Origin of the sequence: Streptomyces sp. CRCS-T-1, from assembly GCF_024442335.1 — a bacterium.
In the GTDB taxonomy this organism is placed as follows: Bacteria; Actinomycetota; Actinomycetes; order Streptomycetales; family Streptomycetaceae; genus Streptomyces; species Streptomyces koelreuteriae.
Genome location: NZ_CP101651.1, coordinates 2,853,436 through 2,873,829 on the forward strand (window position 1 = coordinate 2,853,436; position 20,394 = coordinate 2,873,829).

15 protein-coding genes are annotated in these 20,394 nt (G+C 71.7%); 8 read left to right on the forward strand and 7 right to left on the reverse strand.

Features of this window, described 5'->3' with window-relative positions:
• Positions 1–18: 18 nt before the first annotated feature.
• Genes NNW99_RS12540 through NNW99_RS12550 form a run of 3 tightly spaced genes read right to left on the reverse strand, consistent with a single transcriptional unit; the run spans position 19 to position 2,218 of the window.
• A complete protein-coding gene (locus NNW99_RS12540) occupies positions 19–429 on the reverse strand; it encodes a RidA family protein (RefSeq protein WP_184591008.1) in 411 nt (136 codons plus the stop codon).
• Positions 426–1,187 (reverse strand): IclR family transcriptional regulator, encoded by a 762-nt coding sequence (locus tag NNW99_RS12545; protein WP_215118906.1) that lies wholly within the window; start codon positions 1,185–1,187, stop codon positions 426–428. Before NNW99_RS12545 ends, NNW99_RS12540 begins: the two co-directional genes overlap by 4 nt.
• Positions 1,184–2,218 carry a sugar kinase gene (locus NNW99_RS12550; protein WP_215118907.1) on the reverse strand — a complete coding sequence of 345 codons (1,035 nt, stop codon included), beginning with the start codon at positions 2,216–2,218 and terminating at the stop codon, positions 1,184–1,186. The genes NNW99_RS12545 and NNW99_RS12550 overlap by 4 nt, the downstream gene beginning before the upstream one ends.
• Positions 2,219–2,359: 141 nt before the next feature.
• On the opposite strand from NNW99_RS12550, the gene NNW99_RS12555 reads away from it, so the two are divergent.
• Both NNW99_RS12555 and NNW99_RS12560 read left to right on the forward strand, forming a co-directional pair.
• On the forward strand, positions 2,360–3,637 hold the full coding sequence (locus NNW99_RS12555) for an amino acid deaminase (protein WP_215118908.1): 1,278 nt from the start codon (positions 2,360–2,362) through the stop codon (positions 3,635–3,637).
• A gap of 11 nt (positions 3,638–3,648) precedes the next feature.
• The gene (locus NNW99_RS12560) at positions 3,649–5,262 is read left to right on the forward strand and encodes an amidohydrolase family protein (protein ID WP_215118909.1); all 1,614 of its coding nucleotides are present in this window, start codon (positions 3,649–3,651) and stop codon (positions 5,260–5,262) included.
• 22 nt (positions 5,263–5,284) lie between these two features.
• Here NNW99_RS12560 and NNW99_RS12565 read toward each other — a convergent pair whose 3' ends face one another.
• Positions 5,285–6,211: a serine protease gene (locus NNW99_RS12565; protein WP_215118915.1), complete on the reverse strand. Its 927-nt coding sequence runs from the start codon at positions 6,209–6,211 to the stop codon at positions 5,285–5,287.
• Positions 6,212–6,631: 420 nt separating this feature from the next.
• Between NNW99_RS12565 and NNW99_RS12570 the strand changes: the two genes are divergently transcribed.
• A complete protein-coding gene (locus NNW99_RS12570) occupies positions 6,632–7,843 on the forward strand; it encodes a pyridoxal phosphate-dependent aminotransferase (RefSeq protein ID WP_215118922.1) in 1,212 nt (403 codons plus the stop codon).
• A gap of 113 nt (positions 7,844–7,956) precedes the next feature.
• Entirely contained in the window at positions 7,957–8,373 is a 417-nt protein-coding gene (locus NNW99_RS12575) for a hypothetical protein (RefSeq protein WP_215118928.1), read from the forward strand.
• 159 nt (positions 8,374–8,532) lie between these two features.
• On the opposite strand, the gene NNW99_RS12580 is transcribed toward NNW99_RS12575, so the two are convergent.
• Entirely contained in the window at positions 8,533–10,266 is a 1,734-nt protein-coding gene (locus NNW99_RS12580) for an Ig-like domain repeat protein (RefSeq protein ID WP_215118930.1), read from the reverse strand.
• Positions 10,267–10,503: 237 nt separating this feature from the next.
• On the reverse strand, positions 10,504–12,333 hold the full coding sequence (locus NNW99_RS12585; protein ID WP_215118934.1) for a phosphoenolpyruvate carboxykinase (GTP): 1,830 nt from the start codon (positions 12,331–12,333) through the stop codon (positions 10,504–10,506).
• A gap of 328 nt (positions 12,334–12,661) precedes the next feature.
• Here NNW99_RS12585 and NNW99_RS12590 point away from each other — a divergent pair, with 328 nt between their 5' ends.
• Genes NNW99_RS12590 through NNW99_RS12600 form a run of 3 tightly spaced genes read left to right on the forward strand, consistent with a single transcriptional unit; the run spans position 12,662 to position 14,801 of the window.
• Positions 12,662–13,375: a hemolysin III family protein gene (locus tag NNW99_RS12590; protein ID WP_215118935.1), complete on the forward strand. Its 714-nt coding sequence runs from the start codon at positions 12,662–12,664 to the stop codon at positions 13,373–13,375.
• A 34-nt stretch (positions 13,376–13,409) separates the two neighbouring features.
• A complete protein-coding gene (locus NNW99_RS12595; RefSeq protein WP_215118937.1) occupies positions 13,410–14,036 on the forward strand; it encodes a TetR/AcrR family transcriptional regulator in 627 nt (208 codons plus the stop codon).
• 33 nt (positions 14,037–14,069) lie between these two features.
• Entirely contained in the window at positions 14,070–14,801 is a 732-nt protein-coding gene (locus NNW99_RS12600) for a Mut7-C ubiquitin/RNAse domain-containing protein (RefSeq protein ID WP_215118939.1), read from the forward strand.
• Between the two features lie 20 nt (positions 14,802–14,821).
• Here NNW99_RS12600 and NNW99_RS12605 read toward each other — a convergent pair whose 3' ends face one another.
• Positions 14,822–16,858, reverse strand: coding sequence for a thioredoxin domain-containing protein (locus tag NNW99_RS12605; RefSeq protein WP_215118942.1), 2,037 nt, complete (start codon positions 16,856–16,858; stop codon positions 14,822–14,824).
• 238 nt (positions 16,859–17,096) lie between these two features.
• Between NNW99_RS12605 and NNW99_RS12610 the strand changes: the two genes are divergently transcribed.
• Positions 17,097–20,297 carry a tetratricopeptide repeat protein gene (locus tag NNW99_RS12610; RefSeq protein ID WP_215118943.1) on the forward strand — a complete coding sequence of 1,067 codons (3,201 nt, stop codon included), beginning with the start codon at positions 17,097–17,099 and terminating at the stop codon, positions 20,295–20,297.
• The last annotated feature ends 97 nt before the right edge of the window (positions 20,298–20,394 follow it).

The following is a 20,394-nucleotide window of genomic DNA, read 5'->3' on the forward strand; positions in this document are numbered from 1 at the left end:
AACGAAAAGAGGGGTGTGTCAGCCGAGTACGGCCAGCGCGTCGATCTCGATGAGGAGACCCGCGGGCAGGCCGACGTAGACCGTGGTGCGCGCGGCGGGCGGCTGGGTGAGGCCCTGCTCCTCGAAGTACGCGTTGTAGATCGCGTTCATCTCGGCGAAGTGGTCGACGTCGGTGAGGTAGACACGGATCATCATCACGTCGTCCCAGCCGGAGCCGCCCTCTTCGAGGATGGCCTTGACGTTGGCCAGGGTCTGGAGGGTCTGCTCGCGCAGGGTCGGCCCGGCGGGGGTGGGCGCCTTGCCCTCCTCGGCGGGCAGGAAGCCGACCTGGCCGGCGACCTGGAGGATGTTGCCCTTCTTCACCCCGTGCGAGAACTTCGCCGGCGGGGTGGTGTGGGTCTTCGGGGTGAGTGCGATCTTGTCCGTCATACGGTGCCCTTCACTGGTGTCCTGCCGGAGTACTCGCCGCTGATGGCGTCCGCCGTACGGCGCACCAGCGGCAGGAGGGTGAGGAGTTCGTCGGCGGTGACGACGACGTTCGGCGCGGAGACCGACATCGCGGCGACGACCCGGCCGTCGGCGCCGCGGATGGGCGCCGCGACGCAGTTGATGGACTCCTCGTGGCCACCGAGATCGGTGGCCCAGCCCTGTTCGCGCACCTTGTCCAGCTCGCGCAGGAACGCGCCGGCGTTGGGTGTCGAACGGGCCGTGTACGTGGGGTAGTCGAGCTTCTCGGCCACGGCCCGGCGCTCGTGCTCGGGCAGGTCGGCGAGCAGCAGCTTCGCGACCGCGGCGACGGTGATGGCGACGGGCTTGCCGATGCGGGAGTACATCCGCACGGGGTAGCGGCTCTCGACCTTGTCGATGTAGAGGACCTCGTTCTCCTCGTACACGGCGAGGTGCACGGTGTGCCCGCAGCTCTCGTTGAGGCGGATCAGATGGGGATGGGCGATCTCGCGGACGTCGAGGTTCTCCATCGCCTCCTGGGCGAGCGCGAAGAGCCGGGCGCCGAGGCGGTAGCGCTGGTCGGACTGGCGGTAGACGAGGCCGTGCTCGTGGAGGGTGCGCAGCAGGCGCAGGGCCGTGGACTTGTGCACGTCGAGGCGGTCGGCGACCTGCCCCAGGTCGGCGGGGCCCTCGGCGAGCAGCGGCAGGATGCTGAGCGCGCGGTCGACGGTCTGGCTCATGGCGTACGTACCTCCTCGTCGGCCCGCTGTGCCTCCGCGGTCCAGCCCGGGCCGAGTCGCAGTCTCCCCCATGCCGCGTCGTCCAGGGCGGCGAGCCGGTCGGCGTGCTCCCGGGAAGGCGGCGTGGCGTGGTCGCCGGGGACGGTGAGGGCGGCGGCGGCCATCAGATGCCCGTGCCGCAGCCGGTCCCGGACGGGCAGTGCGCGCAGGGTGGCGGAGAGGAACCCGGCGGCGAAGGCGTCTCCGGCGCCGACCTCGGCGACGACGTCGACCTTCGGGGCGGGGACGAAGGTGACGTCCCGCTTCTCGAAGACGGTGGCCCCGGCGGCGCCCTGCTTGACGACCAGTACCTCGGGTTCGGGGAGGGCGGCGCGGACGGCCTCGGGGCTGTCCAGCCCCCAGGCCTCGTCCTGCCCGACGAAGACGAGGTCGGCGCCGCGTGCGAGGTCCCGCAGCACCTTGGGGGCGTCGGTGTCGCCCCAGAGTCCGGGCCGGTGGTTGACGTCGAAGGAGACCAGGGGGCGGCCGGGGCGGCGGGCGGTCAGCTCGCGCATCAGCTCCAGGCAGCTCGTGGAGAGCGCGGGCGTGATCCCGGACAGGTGCAGCACGCGCCCGGAGCGCACCGCCGCAGGGTCGGGGTCCGTGACACTCATCGCGGACGCCGCGGAACCGGCCCGGTAGTACGCCACCTCGTGCGCGTCGGTGGCCCGGTCCCCGGCAGTGCGGAAGTAGATGCCGGTGGGGCGGCCGGGATCGCGCCGGACGTGGGCCACGTCGACCCCGTACCCGCCGATCGCCTCGACCAGGTGATCACCGAACGGGTCGTCCCCCACCCGGCTCACCCACCGCACGGAATGCCCGGCGGCGGCCAGCACGCACGCCACGTTCGACTCGGCCCCGCCGATGCCCCGTTCGAAGGAGGGCACATCGGCGAGCCGCCCCGGCCGGGAGGGCAGGAACGTGACCATGGACTCGCCGAGCGCGACGACGTCCACGACGTCGGGGGCGTTGCAGGGTCCGGTGGGGGTCACGATGCTCGTGGCTCCTCTTCGAGGCGTCGGGCCGGCCGGTGACGGTTTCATTGACCGGGGGTGGCCGAGATGTTAGACAGCGTGCATCGACATACGCAATGACGGTTGCACAGAACGCAACACTGCTGATCAGGAGGCTCCATGACAGCCGACACCGCCGCCGAGTCCCTCGCCCGGCTCGCCGCCGAGCGCGTCGACCACCGCTTCAAGGGCCTCCCGCCGGACGCCGACGGACTGACCGTGGGCGAGCTGGCCGCCGAGCGCCGCAACCTCTTCACCGGCGGCTTCGCCACGCCCGTGCTCGCGCTGTCCGCCGAGCGCCTGGAGCACAACCTGAGGCTCATGGAGACGTACGCGACCCGGCACGGCCTGGCCTTCGCTCCGCACGGCAAGACCTCCATGGCCCCGCAGCTCTTCCAGCGGCAGATCGAGCACGGGGCGTGGGGCATCACGCTGGCGGTCCCCCACCAGGCGCGGGTGGCGCGCGCGTTCGGGACCCGGCGGATCTTCCTCGCCAACGAGCTGGTCGACGCGGCGGCCCTGCGCTGGGTCTCCGCCGAGCTGGACGCCGACCCGGACTTCCGCTTCGTCTGCTACGTCGACTCCGTGCGCGGAGTGGAGCTGATGGACGCGGCCCTGAGCGGTGCCGGGCGCCCGGTGGACGTCGTCGTCGAACTCGCCGCCGGGGAGGGCGCCCGGACCGGGGTCCGTACGGAGGAGGAGTGCGCGGCGGTCGCGGACGCGGTGGCGCGCACCCGGACCCTGCGGCTCGTCGGTGTCGCGGGCTACGAGGGCGAGGTGCCGAAGGCCGACCAGGAGCGGGTGACGGCGTGGCTGCGGCGGCTGGTCGCGCTCGCCGCCGGCTTCGACGAGGCCGGGCGCTTCGAGGGCCTGGACGAGATCGTCGTCAGCGCGGGCGGCAGCGCCTGGTTCGACGCGGTCGCCGAGGTCTTCGCGGAGATCCCCGAACTCTCCCGTCCCGTCTGCAAGTTGCTGCGCTCGGGCGCCTACGTCTCGCACGACGACGGCCACTACCGCAAGCTGACCCCGTTCAACCGGGTCCCCGAGGAGGGCGCCCTGGAGCCGGCGTTCCGCCTGTGGACGCAGGTGGTGTCGCGGCCCTCCGCCGAGCAGGCCTTCGTCAACGCGGGCAAGCGGGACGCGGCCTACGACCTCGATCTGCCCTTCGCGCAGGTGATCCGCCGGGACGGCGCCGAGCGCCCGGCCACCGGGGTGTCGGTGACGGGCCTGTCCGACCAGCACGCGTGGCTGAGCACCACGCCGGAGGCGGATCTGGAGGTCGGTGACTGGGTCGGTCTGGGGCTGTCCCATCCGTGCACGTCGTTCGACAAGTGGCAGCTGATCCCGGTCGTGGCGGCGGACGGCACGGTCGTCGACTACGTCCGTACGTTCTTCTGAGGAGGCCCGCGATGGAAGAGCTCGTCATCCGGGACGCGGAGGTCGTGGACGGCTCCGGCGGACCCTCCTACCGGGCCGATGTCGTGGTCGACGGCGGCCGGATCGTGTCGATCGTCAAGGAGGCGGCCGCGGCCGGCTGCCAGCGCCCCCGGGCGCGCCGGGAGCTGGACGCGGAGGGGCTGGTCCTCTCCCCCGGCTTCGTCGACATGCACGCCCACAGCGACCTGGCCCTGCTGCGCGACCCCGACCACAGCGCCAAGGCCGCCCAGGGCGTCACCCTGGAGGTCATCGGCCAGGACGGACTGTCGTACGCGCCGGTCGACGACCGCACGCTCGGCGAGGTGCGCCGGGCGATCGCCGGGTGGAACGGCTCCGGTGACGACATCGACTTCGACTGGCGGTCGGTGGGCGAGTATCTGGACCGGCTGGACCGGGGGATCGCGGTCAACGCGGCCTATCTGATCCCCCAGGGCACGGTCCGCGCGCTCGCCGTCGGCTGGGAGGACCGCGAGGCGACCCCCGACGAGCTGGACCGGATGCGGCGGCTGGTCGCCGAGGGCATGGAGCAGGGCGCCGTCGGCATGTCGTCCGGGCTGACGTACACGCCCGGCATGTACGCGCAGGACGCCGAACTCACCGAGCTGTGCCGGGTGGTGGCGTCGTACGGCGGCTACTACTGCCCGCACCACCGCTCCTACGGCGCGGGCGCCCTGGAGGCCTACCGGGAGATGGTCGCCCTGACCCGTGAGGCGGGCTGCTCCCTGCATCTCGCCCACGCCACCATGAACTTCGGCGTGAACAAGGGCCGGGCGCCGGAGCTGCTGTCCCTCCTGGACGAGGCGCTGGCGGCCGGGGCCGACATCAGCCTCGACACCTACCCCTACACCCCGGGCTGTACGACCCTGGCGGCCATGCTGCCGAGCTGGGCGAACGAGGGCGGCCCCGAGCAGGCACTGAAGCGGCTGGCGGACGAGGAGACGGCGGCGCTGATCCGCCACGACCTGGAGATCACGGGCTCGGACGGCTGTCACGGCGTGCCCATCGAGTGGGACACGATCGAGATCTCGGGCGTGGGCGATCCGGCCCTGGCGGAGTTCGTCGGCCGGACGGTGAAGGAGTCGGCGGACGTGCGCGGCGAGGCCCCCTGGGCGACCGCGCGCGGGCTGCTGCTGGCCGACCGGCTGGCCCCGACGATCCTCCAGCACGTCGGCCACGAGGAGAACGTCCGGGCGATCATGCGCCACCGCGTGCACACCGGCGGCTCGGACGGCATCCTCCAGGGCGCCAAGCCGCACCCGCGCGCCTACGGCACCTTCCCGCACTACCTCGGCCACTACGTGCGGGAGTTGGGGGTGCTGTCGCTGGAGGAGTGCGTCGCGCACCTCACCGCACGCCCGGCGGCCCGGCTGCGACTGCCGGACCGGGGCCTGGTGCGCGAGGGGTATGTCGCCGACCTGGTCCTCTTCGATCCGGCGACGGTGGCGGCGGGGTCCACTTTCGACGAACCCCGCACGCTCCCTACGGGCATCCCGTACGTCCTGGTCGACGGCTGTTTCGTGATCGAGGACGGCCGGCGCACGGACGTCCTGGCGGGCCGGGCGGTCCGCAGAACCGCTCTCGTGTGACCACCCGGCCCGGCACCCTGCCCTACGGCTTGGGCAGGGTGCAGCCGCTCGCGCTCAGGTCGAGCTTGCTGTCGACGCCGAAGCAGGCCGGGACCTGGTAGATCTGCTGGGCGTAGTTGATGCCCTTGCGGACGGTCACGTTGCCGTTCGCGTCGACCTCACAGGGGTTGTTCACCGTGCAGCGCTGGCCGTCCTCGTTGCCGGTGTTGTTGATCGCGACGACCTTGCCGGTGGCCTGGTCGACGACGGGCGAGCCGGACGTGCCGCCGATGGTGTTGCAGGCGGAGGTGTAGCGGACCGAGTCCTTGAAGGTCCAGTCGCCTTCCTTCAGGCTGTGTGCGAACCCGTCGATGTCGCAGCTGTAGATCCGCTTCCAGTAGCCCGAGGGGATGCTGATGGCGGTGCCGGCGACCGGGTGCGCGTCGTTCAGCGTCAGCGCGTCGATGCCGTACGAGCTCTTGATCTGCCCGTACGTGGTGGTGAGCTGGTAGAACGCGACGTCCGTGTCGGTCATCGTGCCGTACGCGAGCTTGTTGGCGCGCAGGGTGGCCACCCGCGAGCCGGAGGAGTTGAGCAGTCCGAAGGTACGGCTGGAGGCCTGGTCGACACGGACCTCGCCGGGACCGGGCATGCCGCCGTCCAGACAGTGGCCGTTGGTCATCACCAGCGCCGGGTCGTTCGCCTCGGCGTCCGGCATGCGGACGACGGAGCCGGAGCAGTTGCTGAGCGCGACGGTGCCGGCGAAGTTCACAGCCTTGGCCGACGGGCTCCTGAGCCCGGACAGGGTCTCCGTTGCGGACGTGACCACGTCCGTGACGGCGGACGTGACCTTGCCCGTTTCCGCGCCCTTGCCGAAGCCCTGGGGGCCTGCTTCGGCAGCGGTCGCGGGAGCCGCGCCGGCCCCGGCTATCGCCAGGGCGAAGAACGCGGCGGCGAGAGGTTTTCTCATGGGGGGTCCCCTCTTGCGACGGAGGCGGCCGGAAATCCTCCGGCCGCCCGCACTGTTGTCATGTGCATTGTGATCGTCGCAAGGCGGGCGGCACAAGAACCTGTTTCACAACGGGACCCTCGGCGTCCGGGCCGACCCTACGCAACCGCCGTGACCTGCCGGGAACTTGGGGGGCACGGTTGGGGGACTTGGTGGCCGCTTCCGAGCTTCGTCGGGTTTTGCCCGGGTAGCGGGCGCCCCGCCCCGGGGTGCGGGGAACCACGCACCCGTCGCCCCTTTGGCCCAATCCGCCTCCGCGCGCGCTCCCGGCGCCCCCGGAGGCCGATGAGGCTGCGTATGGCGATTTCATGCGAAACCGGCGCGTCTCGCGTGGCGGAAAACACGAGCCACGGGGCATTACCGGGCCGTAAGCTCCCTGTCATGCAGGTGATCCAGTCGACCAAGCTCGCCAACGTCTGTTACGAGATCCGGGGCCCGGTGCTCGAGGAGGCGATGCGCCTGGAAGCAGCAGGTCACCGCATCCTCAAGCTCAACACCGGCAACCCGGCGGCGTTCGGCTTCGAATGCCCGCCCGAGATCCTGGAGGACGTCCTCCGGAACGTCTCCTCGGCCCACGGATACGGAGACGCCAAGGGGCTGCTGGCCGCACGCCGCGCGGTCGTCATGCACAACCAGACCCTCGGCATCGAGACGGACGTCGAGCACGTCTTCATCGGCAACGGCGTCTCCGAGCTGATCGTGATGGCGATGCAGGCGCTGCTCGACGACGGCGACGAGGTCCTCGTCCCCGCGCCGGACTACCCGCTGTGGACCGCCGCCGTCTCCCTGTCCGGCGGCACGGCCGTGCACTACCGGTGCGACGAGCAGGCCGACTGGATGCCGGATCTGGCCGACATCGAGCGCAAGGTCACCGACCGCACCAAGGCGATCGTGATCATCAACCCGAACAACCCGACCGGGGCCGTCTACGACGAGGCGATGATCAAGGGGCTCACCGACATCGCCCGCCGCCACAACCTGCTGGTCTGCTCGGACGAGATCTACGACAAGATCCTCTACGACGAGGCCACGCACACCCCGACCGCCGCCGTCGCCCCCGACCTGCTCACCCTCACCTTCAACGGCATGTCGAAGGCGTACCGGGTCGCCGGCTACCGCGTCGGCTGGATGTCGATCTCCGGGCCGCGCGCCCACGCCGACTCCTACATCGAGGGCCTGACGATCCTCGCGAACATGCGGCTGTGCGCGAACATGCCGGGACAGCACGGCGTGGTCGCGGCGCTCAGCGGACGGCAGACGATCAACGACCTGGTCCTGCCGGGCGGCCGGCTGCGCGAGCAGCGCGACGTGGCGTACGAGCTGCTGACCCAGATCCCGGGCGTGACCTGTGTGAAGCCGAAGGGCGCGCTGTATCTCTTCCCGCGTCTCGACCCCAAGGTCTTCAAGATCAAGGACGACCGGCGCATGGTCCTGGACCTGCTGCGGCGCGAGAAGATCATGGTCGTCCAGGGCACCGGCTTCAACTGGCCCGAGCCGGACCACTTCCGGGTGGTGACCCTGCCGTCGGTGGGCGACCTGCGGGACGCGATGGGCCGGATCGGGCACTTCCTGGACGGCTACAGCCAGCCCTGACCGAAGAGACCCCGCTCACACTGCGTGTGCGGGCGGTCCGGTTTTGTGAACAACTCAACTTTAGACGAAATCTAAGCTAGGATGGCTTCCTGAAGCACTCAGGAGGCCGTCCCATGTACGAACCGATCCGCGCCAAGTCGGTCCACAGCACGATGGCCGGCACCACCGCCGACTTCCCCCACCGCTCGCGTGAGGAAGAGCTGGACATCCAGCTCGCCGGCCATCTCGCCGCGCTCCTCGCCGTCACGGACGAACTCCGCGCGGCAGCGCCCTCGGCCGACCTGGACGCCTCGGCGGAACGGCTCACGGAGCAGGTGGCCCGGCTGCGGGGTGGGCGTACGCCGACCCGGGCGTCCCGGGGGCGCCGCGAGCGGAGTGCGGTGGCGCTCCATCGGCGGGCGCATGCCCTGGCGGGGCGGGCGTTGGTTGTCGCCGCGTCCCGGGCTGATACGGCTGCGGCGATTCTGGCCGCCGAGCAGATGGATGTGCACTCGGCGGCCCTCGATCCGCGCGAGCTCGCCTCCCACTGAGCCTGTTTAACGGGCTCCCTTGAACGGCCCCGGTCCGCGCGCACCCGCAGCGACGCGCGGGCCGGGTGCCACAGTTTGTGAGTGGGTGCGGGTTGAGTTGGGCTGGTCGCGCAGTTCCCCGCGCCCCTTGGGGACGTCCCCCTAACGGCATCGCAAGAACTAGCGCCTCACGTAGGTCTCCGCCGATGCCGTCGAGTTCTCGTGCAGGGCGTCGCCCGGCCACGTCACCGTGTAGGTCGTGTCGCCGTAGGTGCGGGGGATGTCGTTGATGGTGAAGGTGCCGTCGGCGGCGGCGGTCACCGAGGAGAGGGTGCCCCTGCCGAGGCGGTCCTCGCGTACGACCTTGAGCACGGCTCGGTCCGCGAGGGGCTTGCCCTGGGCGGTGAACTTGCCGGTGATCTCGATGCCGTCGGAGAGGTTCGCCTCCTCCGGTGCCGTGAGGGCGATGGCGGTGGGGGCCTTGGCGACGGTCACCGTGTGGGTGATGTCCGTGGCCGGGCGGTGGGTCAGGTCGCCGAGGTAGGAGACGGTGTAGGTGGCCTCGCCGAGGCGGTCGGGCTCGTCGAGGACCGTGAAGGTGCCGTCCGCCTTGACGGTGGCGGTGCCCAGGTCATGGGTGCCGCTCGCGTCGGTGCGGGTCGCCTTGACCTTCAGCGGCTCGGCGGGCGCGGGCCCGTCGTGCTCCAGCTTGCCGCGCACGGCCAGCGGCTCGCCCGCCACGGCCTGGCCGGGGCTGTGGGTGAGGCCGCCGGTGAAGCGGGCGTCGTACTGGACGGCGGGCGGCTTGATGATGTGCAGCCAGTACTGGCCGCCGGACGCGTTGGTGGTGACCGCGAACAGCCGGGAGCCGTCCGCCGACCACTTCATGCCGCGCGGCACGACGCGGTCGCCGTCGAGGCTGCCCTCGAAGACGAACTCCAGCGGGGTGGTGGAGTCGCCCGGGTCGGCGGGCTGCACCAGCAGGTCGGGCACGGAACCCGTGGCGGAGGCTCCGCGGGCGATGTACTTGCCGTCGCCGCTGAAGGCGACCGCGCTGGCGGTGGCCCCCTCGGGCAGGGCCCGGTAGCCGGTCGCCGCGTCCGAGAGGTCGCCGGTGTTCAGCAGCCGGGTGCCCGCCGTGGCGTCGGCCAGGGCGACCTTGCCGCCGTCGGCGGAGAACGCCAGGTCCTTGAGGTTCAGGGCGCCGTTGCCCTGGCCGTCGGCGAAGCGCCGCGCGGCGTTGCGCACGAGGGCGCCGTCGCTGGTGTCGTACACGGCGAGGAAGGGGTCGGCCGCCTTCGCGTTGAGCGGCTGGCCCATGAGCATGCGGTCCCCGGCTCCGGCCTCCAGCAGCAGATCGCCGCTGTCGTTCCAGCCGGTGCGGGTGTGGGTGCCGTTCACGATCCCGTCGAGGTGGGTCTCGGCGGTGGCGCACTGGGAGGTCGAGGACGCGTAGGGCGTCGTGAAATAGGTCTGGCCGCCGGACTGGGCGACCTCCCGGCCGCAGGTGTCGGTGCTGACGGAGGCGACGGTGGTGCGCTGGTAGGTGGTGGTGTCGAAGGCCTCGATACGGTCGCGCAGCCCCGCGTAGAGCGTGTTGCCGTCGGCGCTGACCGCGAGGCCCGAGACATGGGCCTGGTTGGTGGTGAGCGTCGTCAGGCGCTCGCCCCCGAAGGTGTAGACGGCGATGGTGCCGGAGTTGAGGTAGTAGCCGACGTTGCTGTCGGCGACGAAGACGCGCTGGTGGACGTTGTCGACGGCCAGCGCCGAGTACGACGAGATCGGCAACTTGGCCACGGCGTCGGAGGCCGCCGCGTGCGCCGCGGGTGCGGCGGCGACGGTCAGGCCGGTCCCCGCGAGTAACGCGGCGGACAGCGTGGCGGCGAGCCGTCTGGAACGGTGTGCGGTATTCAACTGTGCCCCCCACAGACTGTTTTGAGAGCCCCACCGGGACCGGTGAGGCGCCTGAAGCATGAAACAGCCGTGAAGATTCGGTGAGCAAGGGGGCGCGACGGGAACGACGAAGGCAGGGGCTCGCACGCCGTTGTGCGAACCCCTGCCTCCGGTCCTGCTGGCACCGCGGCCGGCCGTGACGATGTTGCTGGTCAGGGCACTCTCGGTAGACCGGCCGCGGAGTCTTGGGGGTGGGTGTCAGCCCAGGCGCTTCACCAGCGCGCGGTACTCGTCCCACAGCTCCTTCGGCGTGTGGTCGCCGAAGGTGTTGAGGTGCTCGGGGACCAGGGCGGCCTCCTCGCGCCAGACCTCCTTGTCGACCGTGAGCAGGAAGTCCAGGTCGGCGTCGGACAGCTCGAGGCCGTCCGTGTCGAGGGCGCCCTTCGCCGGCAGGACGCCGATCGGCGACTCGACACCCTCGGCCGAGCCGTCCAGGCGGCCCACGATCCACTTCAGGACACGGGCGTTCTCACCGAAGCCGGGCCACACGAACTTGCCCTGGTCGTCCTTGCGGAACCAGTTGACGTAGTAGATCTTCGGCAGCTTGGACTGGTCCTTGTCCTTGGCCACGTCGATCCAGTGGGCCATGTAGTCGCCCATGTTGTAGCCGCAGAACGGCAGCATCGCGAACGGGTCGCGGCGCAGCTCGCCGACCTTGCCCTCGGCGGCGGCGGTCTTCTCGGAGGCCACGTTGGCGCCGAGGAAGACGCCGTGGTTCCAGTCGAAGGACTCCGTCACCAGCGGTACGGCGGTGGCGCGGCGGCCGCCGAAGAGGATCGCCGAGATCGGCACGCCCTTGGGGTCCTCCCACTCGGGCGCGATGATCGGGCACTGCGAGGCCGGGACGGTGAAGCGGGCGTTGGGGTGCGCGGCCGGGACGCCCGACTCCGGGGTCCAGTCGTTGCCCTTCCAGTCCGTCAGGTGGGCCGGAGTCTCCTCCGTCATGCCCTCCCACCAGATGTCGTTGTCGTCGGTGAGGGCGACGTTGGTGAAGACGGAGTTGCCCCACAGCGTCTTCATCGCGTTGGCGTTGGTGTGCTCGCCGGTGCCGGGGGCGACACCGAAGAAGCCGGCCTCGGGGTTGATGGCGTAGAGCCGGCCGTCCTCGCCGAAGCGCATCCAGGCGATGTCGTCGCCGATGGTCTCGACCGTCCAGCCGGGGACGGTCGGCTCCAGCATGGCGAGGTTGGTCTTGCCGCAGGCGCTCGGGAAGGCCGCTGCGACGTACTTGGCCTCGCCGCGCGGCGGGGTGAGCTTCAGGACGAGCATGTGCTCGGCCAGCCAGCCCTCGTCACGCGCCATCACGGAGGCGATGCGCAGGGCGTAGCACTTCTTGCCGAGCAGGGCGTTGCCGCCGTAGCCGGAGCCGTAGGACCAGATCTCGCGGTCCTCGGGGAAGTGCGAGATGTACTTGGTCTGGTTGCAGGGCCAGGGGACGTCCTCCTGGCCGGGCTCCAGCGGGGCGCCCAGGGTGTGCACGGCCTTGACGAAGAAGCCGTCGGAGCCGAGCTCGTCCAGGACCGCCTGGCCCATGCGCGTCATCGTGCGCATGGCGACGGCGACGTAGGCCGAGTCGGTGATCTCGACGCCGAGCGCGGAGAGCGGCGAGCCGAGCGGGCCCATGCAGAAGGGCACGACGTACAGCGTGCGGCCGCGCATCGAGCCGCGGAACAGGCCGCCCTGACCCCCGGAGCCCTGGAAGATCTCCCGCATCTCGGCGGGGGCCTTCCAGTGGTTGGTCGGGCCCGCGTCCTCCTCCTTCTCGGAGCAGATGAACGTCCGGTCCTCCACGCGGGCGACGTCGGTGGGGTCGGAGGCCGCGTAGTAGGAGTGGGGGCGCTTGATCGGGTCGAGTTTCCGGAAGGTGCCCTTCTGGACGAGCTCCTCGCACAGGCGCTCGTACTCGGCCTCGGATCCGTCACACCAGACCACGTTGTCCGGCTGGGTCAGCTCGGCGATCTCGTTCACCCACGAGATCAGCCCCTGGTGAGTGGTGGGGACGGTGGGAGCCGCGATGTCGCGCGCCACGATTGCTCCTAAATGAGGGTTTTTTGTTGATGTGGAGGCCCCGTGGGGGCTGCGACCCGGATGCTTCACGGTGCAACTTGGCGCTCATCCGGTGCCGACCGCACTCATTTGATCATCCGACGTCCGCGCCCATCTGTCCAGAGGAGCGCACAGGTGAGCAACGTGAGGATCGCCACGGTTTCTCGGGGACGCTTTGCGTGCACGTTGGGTTCACATGACCGTCCGTTTGCGTAACCATCGTTCGGGGGCGGTGAGAGGATGGCCACTCTTCATCGGCCAAACGACCGGGCTGATGGGTCACTTACGCTTCCGTAGCTACCATTCGGCCATGACTGCGTTCGTCCCCGACGCGCCCTCGGATACGCCGGCCGATGGCCGTGGCCCGGTGGCTCTCTCCCTGCCGCACCCGGTGAAGCCCAAGCTGCGCGGCTGGCTGCACCTCGGCATGTTTCCGGCCGTGCTCGTCGCGGGCCTGGTCCTGACCGCCCTCGCCGACTCCTCCAGAGGGCGCATCGCCTGCGGTATCTACGTGCTGACGGCGTGCCTGCTGTTCGGCGTGAGCGCGCTGTACCACCGGGGCAACTGGAGTCCGCGCATGGACGGCGTTCTGCGCCGCCTGGATCACGCCAACATCTTCCTGATCATCGCGGGCACGTACACACCGCTGACCATGCTGCTCCTGCCCGGGGCGAAGGGGCAGTGGCTGCTGTGGGGCGTCTGGGCCGCGGCGGCGGCCGGGATCATCTTCCGCGTCTTCTGGGTGGGCGCCCCGCGCTGGCTCTACACCCCCTGTTACATCGCGATGGGCTGGGCGGCCGTCTTCTATCTGCCGGACTTCATGCGGACCGGCGGGATCGCCGTCCTCGTCCTGGTCATCGTCGGCGGACTGCTCTACAGCGCGGGCGGCGTGGTCTACGGCATAAAGAGGCCCAACCCGTCACCGCGCTGGTTCGGCTTCCACGAGGTGTTCCACTCCTTCACCCTGGCGGCCTTCATCACGCACTACGTGGGGATCTCGCTGGTGGCGTACCAGCACGCGTAGACAGTGCATGCCTTTTGACAGTTACCGTCATGTCATGACGGCCCCACGCACCACCCCCGACGACCGGCCCCCGCCGGGGCTCCGGGAGCGGAAGAAGATCAAGACCCGCCGGGCGATCCGCGGCGCGACCTACGCGCTGATCGAGGAGCAGGGCTACGACGCCACGACGATCGAGCAGATCGCCGACCGTGCCGAGGTGTCGCCGTCGACGGTGTTCCGCTACTTCCCGACCAAAGAGGACATCGTCGTCACCGACGCGTGGGACCCGCTGACGACGGCGGAGCTGCGGGCCCGCCCGGAGGACGAGTCGTGGGCCGACGTCCTCAGGCATGTGATGCGCAAGGCACTCGACCAGAGCCTCGCCGAGGAGCCCGAGGTGACCCGGCTGCGGGCCCGGCTCGGGGTCGAGGTGCCCGCGGTCCGGGCCCGCATGCTCGAGAGCACCGCGGCGACCGCCCTGCTGCTGCGCGAGGCCCTCGCCGAGCGCTCCGGGCTCGACCCGGACGGCCCGGAGCTGCGCGTCTTCGCCATGTCCGTGATGGGCGGGCTGATGGAGGTCTCCCACTACTGGGCCGAGACCGGCCACCGGGACGACATCCGCGACCTCGTCGACCGCGCCCTGGACGTCCTGGAACACGGCCTGCCCGCCGGAAAACCCTGAGGCCGCGGCCCCTCGTCATGTCATCCTGACCGGGTGAACGGTCCCGAGATCCACGTCGAGTTCGCCCCCGAGCTGCAGGTGTTCGTCCCCCGGGCCCGGCCCACGGGCACCGTCCCGACCGCCACCGACGGCGTCGCCGGCCTCGGCCATGTCGTCGAGTCGCTGGGCGTGCCGCTGACCGAGGTGGGCGCCCTGGTCGTGGACGGCCGCGAGGTGCCCGTCTCCTACGTGCCGGCGGCCGGCGAGTCCGTGACCGTACGGACCGTCGCGCGCCCCCAGAAGGTGCCGGGCGCTCCCCTGCGCTTCCTCCTCGATGTGCACCTCGGCACGCTGGCCCGCCGGCTGCGGCTGCTCGGCGTGGACACGGCCTATGAGTCGACCGACATCGGCGACCCGGCGCTGGCCGCTCTCTCGGCGGCGGAGCAGCGGGTCATGCTGAGCCGGGACCGGGGGCTGCTGCGGCGCCGCGAGCTGTGGGCGGGGGCGTTCGTCTACAGCACCCGACCCGAGGAACAGCTCCGGGACGTCCTGGACCGGTTCCGCCCCGAGCTGCTTCCCTGGACGCGCTGCACCGCCTGCAACGGGCTGCTCCGCAAGGCGAGCAAGGACGAGGTCGCCGATCAGCTGAAGCGCGGGACGCATGCGACGTACGACGTGTTCGCGCAGTGCGGTGCGTGTGGGCGGGCCTATTGGAAGGGCGCGCACCACGAGCAGCTGGAGGCCATCGTGGAACGCGCCCTGGCGGAGTCAGACGGTCAGGGCTGAGCCCTCAGCCGCTCAGCCCCTCAGTCACTCAGCACCGAGCGCAGCCTTTCGACTTCGGTCGTCGGGGCATCGCAGGTGAAGTTGCGGCAGACGTACGCCGCCGGTTCACCGCCGACCAGTGGACGGTCCGCGAGCAGCGGAAACTCGTCGCTCTCCGGAGCGCCGACGGCGACGACCGCGCCCGGCGCGGTGCCCAGAAGTGCCGCGCGGTGCAAGGCCCTCGTGCCCTCGTGGTCGAGGGACGGCCCCACGATCGCGACCTCGCGCGGCCCGTCCAGCACGGCCTCCGCCGCGGCGAGCCCCCAGCCGATGAAGCGGGGCACGCGCGGACCGAGCGCCTTGACGACACCCAGCGCCCGCTCGGCCGCGGTGCGGTGCGGCTCTGAGGCGGTGTGCGCGGCATAGCCGAGCAGGGCGTTCGCCGCCGCGGTCCAGCCGGACGGGGCGGCGTTGTCGGTCGGGTCCTGCGGGCGGCGGATGAGCCGCTCGGCGTCGGCGGCGGTGTCGTACAGGGAGCCCGACTCCGGGTCGGTGAAGCGGACCAGGACGTGGTCCAGGAGGAACCCGGCGAACTCCAGCCAGACGCCCTCACCGGTCACGGACGCGAGCGCGAGGAAGCCCTCCGCCACATCGGCGTAGTCCTCCAGGACGCCCGCGTTGGCGCCGGCGTGGCCGTCCTTGCTGGTGCGGGTGAGCCGGGCCTGCTCGTCCAGGTGCAGCCGCACCATCAGATCGGCGGCGGCGACGGCGGCGTCGACGAGGTCGGGCCGGTCGAAGTAGGCGCCGGTCTCGGCGAGCGCGGCGATCGCGAGCCCGTTCCAGGCGGCCACGACCTTGTCGTCCCGGCCGGGCGCGGACCGCTCGGCCCGCGCAGCGAGCAGCCGCTCCCGGATGGAGGCGATCTTCCCGGCGTCGACCAGCCCTTCCTGCTGCTGAGGCAGCTGCAGGACGGAGGCCCCCTCTTCGAAGGTGCCCTCCTCGGTCACACCGAAGTACTGCGCGGCCAGGTCGGCGTCCTCCTCCCCCAGCACCTCACGCAGCTGCTCGGGCGTCCACACGTAGTAGGCGCCCTCGATGTGCTTGCCGGTGCCGTCGTCGCTGTCGGCATCGAGCGCGGAGGCGAACCCGCCCTCGTTCGTGCGCAGTTCCCGCACCATGAAGTCGGCGGTCTCCAGGGCGACCCGGCGGGCGAGTTCCGACCCCGTGGCACGCCAGAGGTGGGCGTACACCCGGCACAGCAGGGCGTTGTCGTACAGCATCTTCTCGAAGTGCGGCACGACCCAGTCGCGGTCGACGGAGTAGCGGGCGAACCCGCCCCCGAGCTGGTCGTAGATCCCGCCCCGGGCCATCCGCTCGCAGGTGTCGGACGCCATCTGCAGCGCACCTTCGGCACCGGTCCGCGCGTGGTGCCTCAGCAGGAACTCCAGCACCATGGACGGCGGGAACTTCGGCGCCCCGCCGAATCCGCCGCGCTGCGGGTCGTACTCCCGGGTGAGCCCGAGCAGCGCCTGCGCGAGCTCCTCCTCCCCGGGTGTCCGGTCATCCCCGTAGGAGATCTCCCGGGCCGCCAGATCCCGGACGATCTTCCCGGCGACCTCGGTGACCTCGTCCCGCCGCTCGTCCCACGCCTGGTGCACGCCCTGGAGCACCTGCCGGAAGGAGGGCATGCCCTGGCGGGGCGCGGGCGGGAAGTACGTACCGAAGTAGAACGGCTCGGCGTCCGGCGTCAGAAACACGGTCATGGGCCAGCCGCCCTGCCCGGTCGCCGCCTGCACGGCCTCCATGTAGACGGCGTCCACGTCGGGACGCTCTTCCCGGTCGACCTTGACGCTCACGTAGTGGGCGTTGAGGTACTCGGCGGTCTGCTGGTCCTCGAAGGATTCGTGGGCCATGACGTGACACCAGTGACAGCTGCTGTAGCCGACGCTGAGCAGCACGGGCACGTCCCGCTTGCGGGCCTCCTCGAAGGCCTCCGCCGACCAGGGCCACCAGTCGACGGGGTTGTCTGCGTGCTGAAGGAGGTAGGGGGACGTCTCGTGCGCCAGTCGGTTCGGCATGGTGTCCATCCTGCCGCAGTACCCCGCCGGTCTCGCGTCAGGCGCTGCCCTGGCGACGTTCCCGGGGCCCGCCCGCGAGGCATCCGGCGCGCCGACGGGCCCGTGTCTTCACACAATCGTGCCGGGTACGCCCCCTCGCAACGATGCGCCGTCCGCAGCACACTTGACCAAGGAAACGATCGAGGACACGACCGAGGCAGCGGGAGAGAACGCCGGTGCCGCGCGAGGGGGACGTGACATGCGGGACAGTCATCGGGCGGAGGCCGAGGGGCTGTTGGCGCGGGCCGTGGAGGAGGAGGTGCGGCGGACGGGCGGGCGCAGCGACGGGAAGGTGCTGCTCGCGCGGGCGCGCGGGGGGCTCGACGGGATGGCGCGGAGCGCGGCCGAGGAGTACGAGGCCTATACGCGCGCCCTGGACGAGGCGGCGGCCGGACAGCTCACCTTCGGGCAGCGCTACGCGCGGGAGGGCGCCGGGACTCCGCTGCTGGTGGCCGGGGTGGCGGCGGTCGCGGCTGTCGTCGCCGACATGGCCCTCGGCACGGGCACCGGGACGGCGCTGGGCGCGGGCGTGACCGTCGGGGTCGTGGGCGCCGCGGCGACGGTCGTGAAGGTCGTCGGATCGCATGTGCCGGCCGCGCACCGCCGGGCCGGGGCCGTGGGCCAGCCGGGCGGGCCCGAACAGCTGCGGCTGCAGTGGCTGACGGCGCTGGAGGTGCGGGGCATCCGGCCGTTCCTCGACCAGCAGCGGGTGCTGGCCGCCTCCACCGGACCGAAGAAGACCGGGCCGCGGCTGCGGGGCGCCGACAAGAGCGCGGCGGCGCGCGGGCGCAATGTGCTGGAGCAGTCCTTCGCGCAACTCCCGGATCCGGCGGAGCCGTTCGCGGGGCGGCGGCCGGAGCTGGCGCAGATCCGGCAGTGGGTGCAGGCGGCCCGTGCGAGCACGGAGACCCGGCCGACGGTGGTCGTCCTGCACGGCACGCCCGGCAGCGGCCGTACGACGCTCGCGGTGCAAGCCACACATGATCTGCGGGACTACTTCCGCGGTGCCTGCGTCGTCGATCTGCGGGCCGCGGGCCCGGCCGGGTCACCGCTGTCCACCCGTGACGCCCTGCTGCATCTGCTCAACCGGCTCGGGGCGCCCCGTGAGCAACTGCTGTTCCGTGAGCGCTCCTCCCCCGACCAGCAGGTCAAGCGGCTGAGCGAGCTGTACCACCAGCACCTGACCGGCCTGCCCGTCACGATCGTCCTGGACGACGCCTCGGACGCCGAGCAGATCCGCGCCCTGGTCCCGGAGCGGTCCGACAGCCTGGTGCTGGTGACGGCGCGGGGCCCGCTGAAGTTGGACGAGCTGCCCGCGCGGGTGCATCAGCTCGCGGTGGAGCCGCTGGACGCGGCGGGTGCGGAGGAACTGCTGGGGGCGGCGGCGCAGGACCGTTCCGGGCCGTACGACGCCGAGTCCGCCGACCAGGTCCGGGAGCTGTGCGGCGGGCTGCCGCTGGCGCTGCGCATCGTGGGCTCCTGCCTCGGCCCGCGCTCCCCGCGCGCGCTGGCCACCGACCTCGGCGCGTACGGCCCGGTCGAGCCGGTGGAGCGCGCCCTGTGGCTGCGCTACACCGACCAGCCGGACACCGTACGGCGGCTGCTGCGCCGGCTGGCCCTGGCCGGACGGGCCTCGCTCGGCGCCGCCGCGGCCGCCGCGCTGCTGGCCACCGACGAGGCGGAGGCCAAGCGCCATCTGCAGGCCCTGACCCGCGCGGGCCTGATCGACCACGTCCGGGGCGACCGCTACCGGCTGCACGACCTGGTCCGCGCCTTCGCCCAGGCCCGCCTCCTCGACGAGGAGGAACCCGCCGAGCGCACGGCGGCGCAGGAGCGGCTGATCGTGAACTACGCCGAGCTGGCCGACTCGGTGCTGCGCATGGTCGACGGCAACATGTCGACCCGCACCAACCGCTTCAGCCCGTACGGCTTCACCTCCCTCGACGAGGCGCTGCGCTGGCTGGACGACGAGTCGAGCTTCATCACGGCGGCGCTGCGGCACGCCGAGGGCGTGGACCAGGGGGCGGTGCTGAACCTCCTGGGCGCCCTGTGCGACTACTGCCTGCTGCGCGGCGACCTCTACCGCCTGGGCGAGATCAGCGAACTGGCGCAGGCGGTGGACGAGGGACTGCTGGTCCGCTCGGTGCAGTGGCGCACCGGCATCGCGGCACGGCAGCTCGGCGAACTCGACAAGGCCCGCACCACCCTCGCCTCGGTCGTCGACCTCTACCGGGAGGCCCATCACGACGCGGGTGCCGCCCGCGCCCTGTGCTCCCTCGGCATCACCCTGCACCACCAGGGCAATCTGACGGAGGCGTCGGCGAAGCTCCGGGAGGCCCTGGCCCTGCAGTCCTCCGCCGAGCTGGCGACGGACCGGGCGTGGACGATGCACGCCCTGGCTGCGGTGGAGCGGGACCGCGCCCGGGTCGCCGAGGCCCTGGACCTGCTCACCGAGTCCCTGGTCCTGCACCGCGCCGGCGAGTCCGTGCACGGCCAGGCCTGGGCCCACTTCCAGCTCGGCCAACTGGGCCTGCGCATGGGCGACGTCCCGCGCGCCGAGTCCGAACTGCGCGCGGCCCTCGACCTCTACGGCCGTACCCGCGACGCCCGCGGCGAGGCCTGGGCCCTGACCCAGCTCGCCCGGGCCCTGCTGGTCGCCGGCGATGCGTCCCCAGCCGTGGAGGAACTGCGCGGCGCCGCGGCCCGGCACCGCGACAACGAGGACGCGCGCGGCGAGGCCTGGACCCTCTACTACCTGGGCCAGGCCCTGGAGGAGACGGGCAACCTCGACCAGGCGGTCCGCGAACTCGAACGCTCCCGCACGATGTTCTCCCGTATGCGCGACGTCTACGGCCTGGCCTGCGCCCGCCACCACTCGGCCCGCGCCACCCGCGACCAGCGCGCCGCCCAGACCGGCTCGCTGCGCAACTCCGGCTTCGCCCGCCAGCTCCTCGTAGACGCCCGCGCCGACTTCCAGCGCATCGGCGTCGCCCACGGCGAGGCCTGGACCTGCCTCGAACTGGCCGTCGTGGACGCCGGCAACGCCCGCACCCAGCAGGCCCTCGCCCTCTGCGAGGAGGCGACGACCCTCTTCACGTCCTACGGCGACCGCCGCGGCGAGGACTGGGCCCGCTTCCTGCGCTGCACGCTCCTGCCGTACGCGGCCCCCGGCGGCGTGGAGGTCGGCACGGCCGTCGCCCAGGAGGAACTGTCCGAGCTGTCCCGCGCGGGCCATCCCCTGCGGGACGAGAAGCTCGACGAGTACATCGACGCGTGGGGGCTGCTGCTGGAACGGGGCGTGAGCCTGGAGGCGGGCTGGCAGGCGTGGGGGCTGGGGATGACGCCGAGCCGGCATGCGCGGGAGGTGATGGGAGTGTCGGTTTCGGCGGCACGGGGGTGAGGCGGGCCCGGACGGGTCATTGTCGGACGTTTCGCTGACGGTGGGGGCCGGGGACTGCAACGGTTGACGGACAGTGCCGATGGGGCGGGCCGACGGG

Coding starts and splice junctions, on each gene's coding strand:
- NNW99_RS12610 (WP_215118943.1), top strand. CDS start 17,097: ATGCGGGACAGTCATCGGGCGGAGGCCGAGGGGCTGTTGGCGCGGGCC.
- NNW99_RS12560 (WP_215118909.1), top strand. CDS start 3,649: ATGGAAGAGCTCGTCATCCGGGACGCGGAGGTCGTGGACGGCTCCGGC.
- NNW99_RS12540 (WP_184591008.1), bottom strand. CDS start 429: ATGACGGACAAGATCGCACTCACCCCGAAGACCCACACCACCCCGCCG.
- NNW99_RS12575 (WP_215118928.1), top strand. CDS start 7,957: ATGTACGAACCGATCCGCGCCAAGTCGGTCCACAGCACGATGGCCGGC.
- NNW99_RS12605 (WP_215118942.1), bottom strand. CDS start 16,858: ATGCCGAACCGACTGGCGCACGAGACGTCCCCCTACCTCCTTCAGCAC.
- NNW99_RS12595 (WP_215118937.1), top strand. CDS start 13,410: ATGACGGCCCCACGCACCACCCCCGACGACCGGCCCCCGCCGGGGCTC.
- NNW99_RS12555 (WP_215118908.1), top strand. CDS start 2,360: ATGACAGCCGACACCGCCGCCGAGTCCCTCGCCCGGCTCGCCGCCGAG.
- NNW99_RS12565 (WP_215118915.1), bottom strand. CDS start 6,211: ATGAGAAAACCTCTCGCCGCCGCGTTCTTCGCCCTGGCGATAGCCGGG.
- NNW99_RS12570 (WP_215118922.1), top strand. CDS start 6,632: ATGCAGGTGATCCAGTCGACCAAGCTCGCCAACGTCTGTTACGAGATC.
- NNW99_RS12590 (WP_215118935.1), top strand. CDS start 12,662: ATGACTGCGTTCGTCCCCGACGCGCCCTCGGATACGCCGGCCGATGGC.
- NNW99_RS12545 (WP_215118906.1), bottom strand. CDS start 1,187: ATGAGCCAGACCGTCGACCGCGCGCTCAGCATCCTGCCGCTGCTCGCC.